Origin of the sequence: Pseudomonas karstica, from assembly GCF_009707515.1 — a bacterium.
Lineage (GTDB): Bacteria > Pseudomonadota > Gammaproteobacteria > Pseudomonadales > Pseudomonadaceae > Aquipseudomonas > Aquipseudomonas karstica.
In genome coordinates, this window is sequence record NZ_WLYI01000023.1 from 63,770 (window position 1) to 75,374 (window position 11,605).

Here is an 11,605-nt window from a genome sequence, read left to right on the forward strand (position 1 = left end):
AAAAGCATTCGCCCCAGCACACGCTAAGGCGCGCGAAAGGACGGCGGATACAATCCGCCTCCTACCCGAAAAAACGTCCGGTAACACAACACCTCCTGACCCCTCTGGGGCTAACATCCATACAGCACCTCCCCGCAGCCCGAAGCACTGGCAGCCATAATGCCCCTTTGACTGCCATTAAAGGATTGCCAATACTCATGGCATCTTGAGGCTACCCGCATGGAACAAGGAATGACGCGTTGAAGCTGGAATTCAAAAACAGCTTGTCGGTGAAGTTGCTTCGGGTTGTGTTGCTGTCGGCATTGATAGTGGGCGTGGTGCTGAGCGCGGCGCAGATCGTTTTCGACGCCTACAAAACACGCCAGACCGTGGCCAGCGATGCCCAACGCATCCTCGATATGTTTCGCGACCCATCCACCCAGGCCGTCTACAGCCTGGACCGCGAGATGGGCATGCAGGTCATCGAAGGCTTGTTCCAGGATGAGGCCCTGCGCATGGCGTCCATCGGCCATCCCAATGAGGCCATGCTCGCCGAAAAAAGCCGCGACCTGCAGCAATCTTCCAGCCGCTGGCTCACCGACCTGATCCTTGGCCAGGAACGTACCTTCACCACACCGCTGGTGGGCCGTGGGGCCTATAGCGAGTATTACGGCGACCTGAGTATCACCCTCGATACCGCCACCTATGGCAAAGGCTTTATTGTCAGTTCGGTGATCATTTTCATCTCCGGGGTGCTGCGTGCCCTGGCCATGGGCCTGGTGCTGTACCTGGTGTACCACTGGCTGCTGACCAGGCCACTGTCACGGATTATCGGGCACTTGAGCTCGATCAATCCCGACCGTCCCAGCGAGCACAAAATCCCGCAGCTCAAGGGCCATGAAAAGGACGAACTTGGGCTGTGGATCAACACCGCCAACCAATTGCTCGAGTCCATCGAGCGCAACACCCACTTACGCCATGTGGCGGAAAGCAGTTTGCTGCGCATGGCCCATTACGACTTTCTCACCAGCTTGCCGAACCGCCAGAGGTTGCAGGAGCAACTGGACCAGATCCTGATCGACGCCGGCCGCCAGCAACGCCGGGTAGCAGTGCTGTGCGTCGGCCTGGATGACTTCAAAAGCATCAACGAGCAGTTCACCTACCAGGTCGGTGACCAATTGCTGCTGGCCCTGGCCGATCGCTTGCGCGCCCACAGCGACCGTCTCGGCGCCTTGGCCCGCCTGGGGGGTGACCAATTTGTGCTGGTGCAAGCCGATATCGAACAACCTTATGAGGCCGCCGAACTGGCCCAAAGTATCCTCGATGACCTGGAAGCCGAGTTCGCCCTCGACCATGAACAAATTCGCCTGCGCGCCACCATCGGAATCACCTTGTTCCCGGAAGACGGCGACAGCACCGAAAAGCTGCTGCAAAAAGCCGAACAGACCATGACGCTGGCCAAGAGCCGTTCACCCAACCGCTATCAGTTCTATATCGCCAGCATCGACAGCGAAATGCGTCGGCGTCGTGAGCTGGAAAAAGATTTGCGCGATGCCTTGGGCCGCGGACAGTTTCATCTGCTTTACCAGCCACAAATCAGCTATCGCGACAATCGCGTGGTGGGCGTGGAAGCCCTGCTGCGCTGGCAACACCCTGACCACGGCCTGATCCCGCCCGAGTTGTTCATTCCGCTGGCGGAACAGAACCGCACCATTATTCCCATCGGTGAATGGGTCCTCGACCAAGCCTGCCGACAATTGCGTGAGTGGCATGACGCAGGTTTTACCGAACTGCGCATGGCGGTGAATCTGTCCACGGTACAGTTGCACCACGCCGAGTTGCCACGGGTGGTCAATAACCTGCTGCAAATCTATCGCCTGCCGCCTCGCAGCCTGGAGCTGGAAGTCACCGAAACCGGCCTGATGGAAGACATCAGCACCGCCGCCCAGCACCTGCTGAGCCTGCGCCGCTCCGGGGCATTAATCGCCATTGACGACTTCGGCACCGGCTACTCCTCCCTCAGTTACCTGAAAAGCTTGCCGCTGGACAAGATCAAGATCGACAAAAGCTTCGTCCAGGACCTGCTGAATGACGACGACGATGCCACCATCGTGCGCGCGATCATCCAACTGGGTAAAAGCCTGGGCATGGAAGTCATTGCCGAAGGGGTAGAAACCGCCGAGCAGGAGGCTTATATCATCGGCGAAGGCTGCCATGAAGGTCAGGGCTATTACTACAGCAAACCCCTGCCGGCCAGGGAGCTGATGGCCTATTTGAAGCAGGCCCGAGGTAATAACGCCGTGATTTAGTAAGCCCGTGATGGCCACCCCAGAGCCCCTGATGCCCCCATCACAAACTTTTACCGCGACAACCCTTTACACAAAATGCAAATCTTTCGCATTATGTCGCAGTTTCGCGCGCCCCCGGCCGTGACCAATCACCAACCGAAGCAGGATGTTCGCCATGATTCGTATGCCTCTGGCTACCGCCAGTTTGCTGGCCATTGCCATTTCTCTCGCTGGTTGCGGTGAGGGCAAAGACAAGGCCGCCGCTCCTCAACCAGCCACCAGCACTACCACATCTGCTGCTGCCACACCTGCCGGGCAGGTCGACGAGGCCGCGGCCAAGGCAGTGGTCGCGCATTACGCAGACATGGTCTTGGCGGTCTACAGCGATGCAGAGTCCACGGCGAAAACCCTGCAAACCGCCATCGACACCTTTCTTGCCAACCCGAATGACGAAACCCTGAAAGCGGCCCGCACCGCCTGGGTCGCCGCACGCGTACCCTACCTGCAAAGTGAAGTGTTCCGCTTTGGCAACACCATCATCGACGACTGGGAAGGTCAACTGAACGCCTGGCCGCTGGACGAAGGCCTGATCGACTATGTCGACAACACCTACGCACACGCCCTTGGCAACCCAGGCGCCACCGCCAACATCATCGCCAACAACGAGATCCAGGTCGGCGAAGACAAGGTCGACGTCAAGGACATCACCCCGGAGAAGCTCGCCAGCCTCAATGAGTTGGGCGGCTCTGAAGCCAACGTCGCCACCGGCTATCACGCCATCGAATTCCTGCTCTGGGGCCAGGACCTGAACGGTACCGGCCCTGGCGCCGGCAACCGCCCGGCGTCGGACTACCTGCAAGGTGACGGCGCCACTGGCGGTCACAACGAACGTCGCCGCACCTACCTTCGCGCCGTGACCCAACTGTTGGTCAGTGACCTGGAAGAAATGGTCGGCAACTGGAAACCCAGCGTCGAAGACAATTATCGCGCCACCCTGGAAGCGGAGCCTGCGACCGACGGTTTGCGCAAAATGCTGTTCGGCATGGGCAGCCTGTCCCTGGGCGAACTGGCGGGTGAGCGCATGAAAGTGTCCCTGGAAGCCAACTCGCCAGAAGACGAGCAAGATTGCTTCAGCGACAACACCCACAACTCGCACTTCTACGATGCCAAGGGCATCCGCAACGTCTACCTGGGTGAATACACCCGTGTCGACGGCACCAAAATGACCGGTGCCAGCCTGTCGTCCCTGGTGGCCAAGGCCGACCCGTCCGCCGACGAAACCCTCAAGGCTGACCTGGCGAATACCGAAGCGAAGATCCAGGTCATGGTCGACCACGCCAACAAGGGTGAACACTACGACCAACTGATCGCCGCCGGCAACGAGGCGGGTAACCAGATCGTACGTGACGCCATTGCTTCGCTGGTCAAGCAGACCGGCGCCATCGAGCAAGCTGCCGGTAAGCTGGGCATCAGCGAGCTGAACCCGGACAGTGCCGATCACGCGTTCTGAATGTCACTGTTTGGTTGAATGAAAGAGGCGGCCTGCGGGTCGCCTTTTTTGTACCTGTCATCCCCCTGGTTTACATGCCCTGAACCGTAGGTAGAATGGCGCCTTTCCCTGTCACCGAGCAGACCTCATGGCGTTGCCGACCTTACGGATTATCGGTTTCATTATCGGCATCTTCCTGATCACTCTCGCAATTGCCATGGTCGTACCGATGGCGACTCTGGTGATTTTCGAACGTACCAGCGACCTACCGTCGTTCCTCTGGGCCAGCATGATCACCTTTATTGCCGGCTTGGCACTGGTGATCCCCGGCCGCCCGACGCACGTGCACCTGCGCCCCCGGGACATGTACCTGCTGACGGTCTCCAGTTGGGTGGTGGTGTGCATCTTCGCCGCGCTGCCGTTCCTGTTGACCCAGCACATCAGTTACACCGACTCCTTCTTCGAGAGCATGTCCGGCATCACCGCCACCGGTTCCACGGTGCTCAGTGGCCTGGACACCATGTCCCCCGGTATCTTGATGTGGCGCTCGCTGCTGCACTGGCTAGGCGGCATCGGCTTTATCGGCATGGCGGTGGCGATCCTGCCGCTGCTGCGCATTGGTGGCATGCGCCTGTTTCAGACCGAGTCCTCAGACCGCTCGGAAAAGGTCATGCCCCGCTCACATATGGTGGCGCGCCTGATTGTGGCAGCCTATGTCGGCATCACCATCCTCGGCAGCCTCGCATTCTGGTGGGCAGGCATGAGCCTGTTCGATGCCATCAATCATACTATGTCGGCGATTTCCACCGGCGGCTTCTCCACCTCCGACGAGTCCCTGGCCCACTGGAAGCAGCCTGCGGTGCATTGGGTTGCGGTAGTAGTGATGATCATGGGCAGCCTGCCCTTTACCCTGTACGTGGCCACCTTGCGCGGTAATCGCCGGGCGCTGATCAAGGATCAACAGGTACAAGGCCTGCTCGGTTTGCTGTTAGTGACTTGGCTGGTACTGGGCACATGGTACTGGTGGACGACCAACCTGCACTGGACGGAAGCCCTGCGCCATGTGGCATTGAACGTCACGTCGGTGGTGACTACCACCGGTTTTGCCCTCGGGGACTATAGCTTGTGGGGCAATTTCTCACTGATGCTGTTCTTCTACCTGGGCTTTATCGGCGGCTGCTCAGGTTCCACGTCGGGAGGGATCAAGATCTTCCGCTTCCAGGTGGCCTACATCCTGCTCAAGGCCAACTTGAACCAGTTGATTCACCCTCGTGCGGTAATCAAGCAAAAGTACAACGGCCATCGCCTGGATGAAGAAATCGTTCGTTCGATCCTGACCTTTTCGTTTTTCTTCGCCATCACCATTTGCATGATTGCCTTGGCCCTGTCACTGCTGGGCCTGGACTGGATGACCGCACTGACCGGCGCCGCCAGCACGGTATCCGGTGTCGGCCCGGGCCTGGGGGAAACCATCGGCCCGGCCGGCAACTTCGCCACCCTGCCGGACGCCGCCAAATGGATCCTGTCCCTGGGGATGCTCCTGGGCCGCCTGGAGATCATTACGGTGTTCGTGCTGTGTATTCCGGCGTTCTGGCGTCACTGATCGGCGCCTCCTGCAACCACGCCCGGTACTCGCCAAGCGTGGCATAGAACCACGCACTCTTGAAAAGACCGCCAGGAATCTTAAAAGATACTAAAGTGGCATCTATTGTCACTGGCTGTTAGCGCTGATGACTCTAGACTCAAATAAGCTCCCCGCCAGGGCATTTGCTTGGCTGAGCAATAGACAGAGGGCCGGCCATCGTGGAAAACATCAAAAAATTCAATACCTTTGTGGACTTTTATCCCTATTACTTGAGCGAACACGGCAACAGTACCTGTCGCCGCCTGCATTTCATCGGTACCAGCCTGGTGATTTTCATTCTGGCCTTTGCCGTCGGCAAAGGCGCCTGGTGGCTGCTGCTGACATTGCCGGTGGCGGGCTACAGCTTTGCCTGGATCGGCCACTTCTTCTTTGAAAAAAATCGTCCGGCCACCTTCCAGCACCCGTTTTACAGCCTGTTGGGAGACTTTGTGATGTACCGCGACATGATCCTCGGCAAGGTGCCGTTTTAAGCGCCCTACCCCGGTGTGACCTCTTGTCACTTGCGTATGTCGGGTGAAGCTTCGCTCATCCGACGATATAAAAGTCTTTTTGTCATTTACAGTGCTGTATCCTGCCAAGGCTTTTTGAAAGCGCGGAATCACCTGCGATTGAAAAACAGATCTTGCGAGGAGCGACGACGATGCACGAAATACCTAATCTCCCCTTCCCAAGCCTGCACGAAACTGAGCAGCCAACCCCGCAACAGGCCAACAGCAAACAAGCTGAGCCCGCAGAAGCAAAACCGGTCGACAGCGAAAGCCAGGACTGAGCGCCGTACCCAGACCGTGTGGAAAGCGTGACATTGCGCGCTTTCCACACCGCCTGAATCACCGAGAATACCCCATGCCCCACAACGCCAACGACGCGCCTGACAGCGTCTTGCTCGACGCCGCCTTGCAGATGGTCGACATCTGGAACCGTCTTGCACCCGAAAAACAAGCCTTGCTGCTCAAGCGCTTCGGCACCCAGGAAAACGCCCTCGCCGCCTTGGTGACCACACAATTACTGAACCCTGTCACTGCCAACACTTGATCCAGGGTTTTGTGATTTGCCCACCTGCCCAGTCAAAACCACCGGTATCATAAGCAGCCTATCTTTTCCTGCTGCGACAGTGGACCTTTCCCATGCCAGATACCCAGCGCCCCATGGCGGTCACGCTGCAAGTCGTTTCCATCGTGCTCTTCACCTTTATCGGCTACCTGAATATCGGTATCCCTCTGGCCGTGTTGCCGGGTTACGTCCATAGCGATTTGGGTTTCGGCGCGGTGATCGCCGGGCTAGTGATCAGCGTGCAATATTTGGCCACGCTACTGAGCCGCCCCTACGCCGGACGGATCATCGACAACCTGGGCAGCAAGCGTGCGGTGATGTATGGCCTGGCGGGTTGTGGCTTGAGCGGGGTATTCATGTTGCTCTCGGCCTGGCTGTCGAGCCTGCCGGTGTTGAGCCTGACGAGCCTGTTGATCGGGCGCCTGGTACTGGGCAGCGCCGAAAGCCTGGTGGGGTCGGGCGCCATTGGCTGGGGCATCGGCCGGGTGGGCGCGGCGAACACCGCCAAGGTCATCTCCTGGAACGGCATCGCCAGCTACGGCGCCTTGGCCATCGGTGCGCCGCTGGGGGTGCTGTTGGTCAGCCAACTGGGACTATGGAGCATGGGCGTCAGTATTATCCTGCTGGCGGTGGCAGGCCTGCTGTTGGCCTGGCCGAAAGTCGCCGCCCCCATCGTGACAGGCGAGCGCTTGCCGTTCATGCACGTACTGGGACGGGTATTGCCCCACGGCTGCGGGCTGGCCCTGGGCTCCATCGGCTTTGGCACCATCGCCACCTTTATCACCCTGTATTACGCCACCCAGCACTGGGACAACGCGGTGTGGTGCCTGAGCCTGTTCGGTGCCAGCTTTATCGGTGCCCGGCTGCTGTTCGGCAACCTGATCAACCGTATTGGCGGCTTTCGCGTGGCGATTGTCTGCCTGTCGGTGGAAACTCTTGGCCTGTTGCTGCTGTGGTTGGCACCGGACCCCGAACTGGCACTGGCCGGCGCGGCCTTGAGCGGTTTCGGTTTTTCCCTGGTGTTTCCGGCCCTGGGTGTGGAGGCGGTCAACCTGGTGCCAGCGTCCAGCCGTGGCGCGGCAGTGGGGGCGTATTCACTGTTTATCGATTTGTCACTGGGGATTACCGGGCCACTGGCCGGGGCGATTGCGGCCGGGTTCGGCTTCGCATCGATCTTTCTGTTCGCGGCCATCGCGGCGCTGGGCGGCTTGCTGCTGAGCCTGTACCTGTACCGGCAGGCACCGAAGTACCGTGAAGAGCGTGAGACTTAGAAGTCGACCTTGCCGCGCCCGGCCTTGATGCTGCCGCGCTTGGTCTTGGATTCCAGGCGACGCTTTTTTGAACCCAGGGTAGGTTTGGTGGGGCGACGCTTCTTTTCTACCTTGGTGGCGCTGAGGATCAACTCCACCAAGCGTTCCAGGGCATCGGCGCGATTCTGTTCCTGGGTTCGGTATTGCTGGGCCTTGAGCACCAGCACGCCTTCGCTGGTGATACGGCTGTCGCGCAGGGCCAGCAGGCGTTCCTTGTAGAACGGCGGCAACGATGAGGCCGGGATATCAAAGCGCAGGTGCACGGCGCTGGAGACCTTGTTGACGTTCTGGCCACCGGCGCCCTGGGCACGGATGGCGGTCAACTCGATTTCGGCGTCGGGCAACTGCACATTGTTGGAGATCACCAGCATGGGAAGCTTGGCCTTGGGTTCGATGGGCTAAGGATACGCGAATGTAGCTGCCTTCTTATAGAAGAGGGGGCTTGGTTGAACCTGTAGATATCCGTTGCTGCGGTAACGGATATCTACACAACTCACCGGATCAAAAAGCCCGGCATCAAGCCGGGCCTTGCGGTTCAGCAAGAAGCCTTATTTCCCAGCCGAAACCTGCACACTCAGCCCTTCCTGAGCCTTGCGCTTATTCTTGATGCAATAACACACCCACATGAACAGCACCCATGCCGGAATTGCATATACCGACACCTGAATCCCCGGGATCAGCAACATCACCCCCAGGATAAACACCACAAACGCCAGGCAAACATAGTTCCCATACGGATACCAAAGTGCCTTGAACAACGGTACCTGCCCCGTACGGTTCATATGCTGTCGGAACTTTACGTGCGAGAAACTGATCATCGCCCAGTTGATCACCAGGGTTGCCACCACCAACGACATCAGCAGTTCCAGTGCCTGTTGCGGAATCAGATAGTTCATCAGCACCGCAACCAGCGTCACCGCCGCCGACGCCAGGATCGACCGCACCGGCACTCCGCGCTTGTCGATCTTGCCCAGCCCTTTAGGCGCATCACCCTGCTCGGCCATACCCAGCAACATGCGGCTGTTGCAGTAAGTGCCGCTGTTATAAACCGACAGCGCCGCCGTCAACACCACGAAGTTGAGGATATGCGCAGCCGTGTTGCTGCCCAGCATCGAGAACACCTGCACGAACGGGCTACCACTGTAGGCATCGCCTGAGGCGTTGAGGGTCGCCAGCAGACTGTCCCACGGCGTCAACGACAACAGCACCACCAGGGCCCCGATATAGAAAATCAGAATCCGGTAGATCACCTGATTGATCGCCTTGGGAATCACCGTGCGCGGCTTGTCTGCTTCGGCAGCGGTGAAACCGAGCATCTCCAGGCCACCGAATGAAAACATGATGATCGCCATGGCCATCACCAAACCACCGACACCATGGGGGAAGAACCCGCCGTGCTCCCACAGGTTGCTCACCGAAGCTTGTGGCCCGCCTGTGCCGCTGGCCAGCAAGTAGCTGCCCAGGGCGATCATGCCGACAATGGCCACCACCTTGATGATGGCAAACCAGAATTCAGCCTCGCCGAAGACTTTGACGTTGGCCAGGTTGATCACGTTGATCAGCACGAAAAAGGCCGCGGCCGACACCCAGGTCGGAATCTCCGGCCACCAGTAGTGCACGTATTTACCGACAGCGGTCAGCTCCGACATGCCCACCAAGATGTAAAGAATCCAGCAGTTCCAGCCCGACAGGAAGCCGGCAAAACCGCCCCAATACTTATGGGCAAAGTGACTGAAGGAGCCAGCCACGGGCTCCTCGACGATCATTTCACCTAGCTGGCGCATGATCATAAAGGCAATAAAACCGCAAATGGCGTAGCCGAGGATCATCGACGGGCCGGCGGATTTCAGCACGCCGGCCGAGCCCAGGAACAGGCCGGTACCGATCGCCCCACCGAGGGCGATCAGTTGAATATGGCGATTTTTCAGGCCGCGTTTCAGTTCGCCTGAATGGGAGTTGGATCCACTCATGAAAGGGTCTCACGCAAGGTTTGATGATATTCGTTGCACGTTGCTGCTTTGAAAACGGACTCAAGCAGCACCGATCAAACCCCAACGCAGGCACCAGGAGTTCAGCGTATGTCTAACAGTCATGCGTCACCTGTTTGTTTTTATCTGTGACGAAATCGAACCCGGCGGGCTTGTGGCCAGACGGAGTGAACAAGGCGGGTAGCCTTAGGTATCGGCCTTTTGCGCAGACGCGCAGTGGGGGGTCACAGTAAAACGCGGCGCATTGTACACCGCTCGAACCATTCGGGCCGGCCGAAGGCAATATTGCCTGTGCGGCGGAAGGCTTTCCTTACAGTGCATGATCGCCCAAGCCTGCGGTGCACCTGCGCCCCGACTCAGTCACGTTTTCTTTACAGTGTGGAAAATATCCCTGACAGGAGAGCGTCAGACCTCAAATAACCAAAAGTTGACGCTAGTCCTGATCCTGCCAAACAGTGCAGTCAGTCGGCTGTTTTTAATTGATAAATCCAAACCGTCATAAAATCGGAATAAAAAATCCAAATGAAACGGTGTCAATATATTTTTTGCATTTTGAAACACTCTCTTCTAGGTTCATCCACTTGCCCAGCGAAGCCCGCTGGCAAGTTCTGTCTCAAACAACGTCATCTAGGAGATTCACCATGCAAGCACTGGAAAACGACCTGGAAACCGAACTGCAACTCGACGATTGGTTTGAAGCACCGACCCATGAGGCCGCTGTTGAAATGATGCAAGCTGATGCTGTTGTGCCATTCGGCACCGCGATGTGGCCGTTCTAACACCAGGCAGGCATCCAGGCAGATGCGGTTCGCCGCATCTGCCACTTTCTCGAAGGCTTTGAAGGAAGGACGTCATGGACAAGGCCCGCGCCGTCGAACATTTTCTCTACTACCTGGCACATCATCCGGCCCTGACCGGCCTGCACCACCCAACTGTGCTCCTGGGCCATACCGAGCGTTATGCGACCATCACCCAGGCCATCATCCAAAGCAGTGCTACGCGCTTTGACTTCAAGGTGCAGCGCCTGGACCTGGAGGCCAGCGAAGTCCTGGCGACGTCCATCGAAGACTGCGACCTGTATATGTTTCTCTACGATTCCTCGACCCTGCCCAATCCCCGCGCGGAAGGCCCCGACTTTATCCGCGCCCTGCAGGGCGTCATGGCCGAACATTGGAAAAAGTCCCTGTTACTCAAGGACTATGGCGATTACTTCTACGACACTTTCAGCGTGGCTCCACAGCGCATCGCCGACCTCAACGCCACGTTGATCCGTCGTATGTCCCAGGCCAGTGTGCTGAGCTTCACCGATGAACACGGCTCGCGCCTTGAAGCGCCCATGAGCAGTATCAAGAAGTGGACCAATATCAACGGCGTCGGCAACCACGACCTGGCTCCCGGGGAAATTGCCACCCACAGCGAAGCCATCAACGGTCAGGTACGTTTCGTCGGCACCTTTCTCAGCACCATCCCCTTTGCGCGTAAATACGGCGTGCTGCAATCACCGCTGGAGTTGTGGATCGAGAACTCGACCATCTGCAGCGTCGCCAGTGAGGTGCCGGGGCTGGTGGATGATTTCAACAAGTACCTGAATGCCAACCCGTCCAATCGACGCGTGGAAGAATTGGGCATCGGTACCAATGAAGGGGTCAAAGGCCTGTATGCACGCAATGCCGGCTTTGAAGAACGCCATTGCGGCTTGCACCTGGGGCTGGGTGGCGGCCAGAAAGGCAGTCATCACCTGGATCTGATTTTCTCCAGTGGGGTGCTGGCCCTGGATGATAAGCCGGTGTTTGATGGTGCGTTTGTGTTTTAGGAACAGCGACAAACTACAAGCCAAAAAAAAGCGCCAACCCGCG

Annotated in this window: 10 protein-coding genes; 8 read left to right on the forward strand and 2 right to left on the reverse strand. The window is 58.2% G+C overall.

Features of this window, described 5'->3' with window-relative positions; genetic code table 11:
- Positions 1-239: 239 nt before the first annotated feature.
- From GIR22_RS17175 to GIR22_RS17200, 6 genes are all read left to right on the forward strand, one after another.
- Positions 240-2,288, forward strand: a complete 2,049-nt coding sequence (locus tag GIR22_RS17175; RefSeq protein WP_154744498.1) for a putative bifunctional diguanylate cyclase/phosphodiesterase — start codon at positions 240-242, stop codon at positions 2,286-2,288.
- Positions 2,289-2,442: 154 nt separating this feature from the next.
- Positions 2,443-3,777, forward strand: coding sequence for an imelysin family protein (locus tag GIR22_RS17180; protein WP_154744499.1), 1,335 nt, complete (start codon positions 2,443-2,445; stop codon positions 3,775-3,777).
- A 127-nt stretch (positions 3,778-3,904) separates the two neighbouring features.
- Positions 3,905-5,359, forward strand: a complete 1,455-nt coding sequence (locus GIR22_RS17185; protein WP_154744500.1) for a TrkH family potassium uptake protein — start codon at positions 3,905-3,907, stop codon at positions 5,357-5,359.
- Between the two features lie 200 nt (positions 5,360-5,559).
- Complete coding sequence (locus GIR22_RS17190; protein WP_178122322.1) at positions 5,560-5,871, forward strand: Mpo1-like protein; 312 nt, start codon at positions 5,560-5,562, stop codon at positions 5,869-5,871.
- 373 nt (positions 5,872-6,244) lie between these two features.
- Complete coding sequence (locus tag GIR22_RS17195) at positions 6,245-6,433, forward strand: hypothetical protein (RefSeq protein WP_154744501.1); 189 nt, start codon at positions 6,245-6,247, stop codon at positions 6,431-6,433.
- 92 nt (positions 6,434-6,525) lie between these two features.
- Entirely contained in the window at positions 6,526-7,722 is a 1,197-nt protein-coding gene (locus tag GIR22_RS17200; protein WP_154744502.1) for an MFS transporter, read from the forward strand.
- On the opposite strand, the gene arfB is transcribed toward GIR22_RS17200, so the two are convergent.
- Positions 7,719-8,132 carry an alternative ribosome rescue aminoacyl-tRNA hydrolase ArfB gene (gene arfB, locus GIR22_RS17205; protein ID WP_154744503.1) on the reverse strand — a complete coding sequence of 138 codons (414 nt, stop codon included), beginning with the start codon at positions 8,130-8,132 and terminating at the stop codon, positions 7,719-7,721. The genes GIR22_RS17200 and arfB overlap by 4 nt on opposite strands.
- 177 nt (positions 8,133-8,309) lie before the next feature.
- The gene (locus GIR22_RS17210; protein WP_154744504.1) at positions 8,310-9,731 is read right to left on the reverse strand and encodes an amino acid permease; all 1,422 of its coding nucleotides are present in this window, start codon (positions 9,729-9,731) and stop codon (positions 8,310-8,312) included.
- A gap of 659 nt (positions 9,732-10,390) precedes the next feature.
- Between GIR22_RS17210 and GIR22_RS25980 the strand changes: the two genes are divergently transcribed.
- Positions 10,391-10,528, forward strand: a complete 138-nt coding sequence (locus tag GIR22_RS25980) for a hypothetical protein (RefSeq protein WP_003175756.1) — start codon at positions 10,391-10,393, stop codon at positions 10,526-10,528.
- A gap of 74 nt (positions 10,529-10,602) precedes the next feature.
- On the forward strand, positions 10,603-11,562 hold the full coding sequence (locus tag GIR22_RS17215) for a M29 family metallopeptidase (protein WP_154744505.1): 960 nt from the start codon (positions 10,603-10,605) through the stop codon (positions 11,560-11,562).
- The last annotated feature ends 43 nt before the right edge of the window (positions 11,563-11,605 follow it).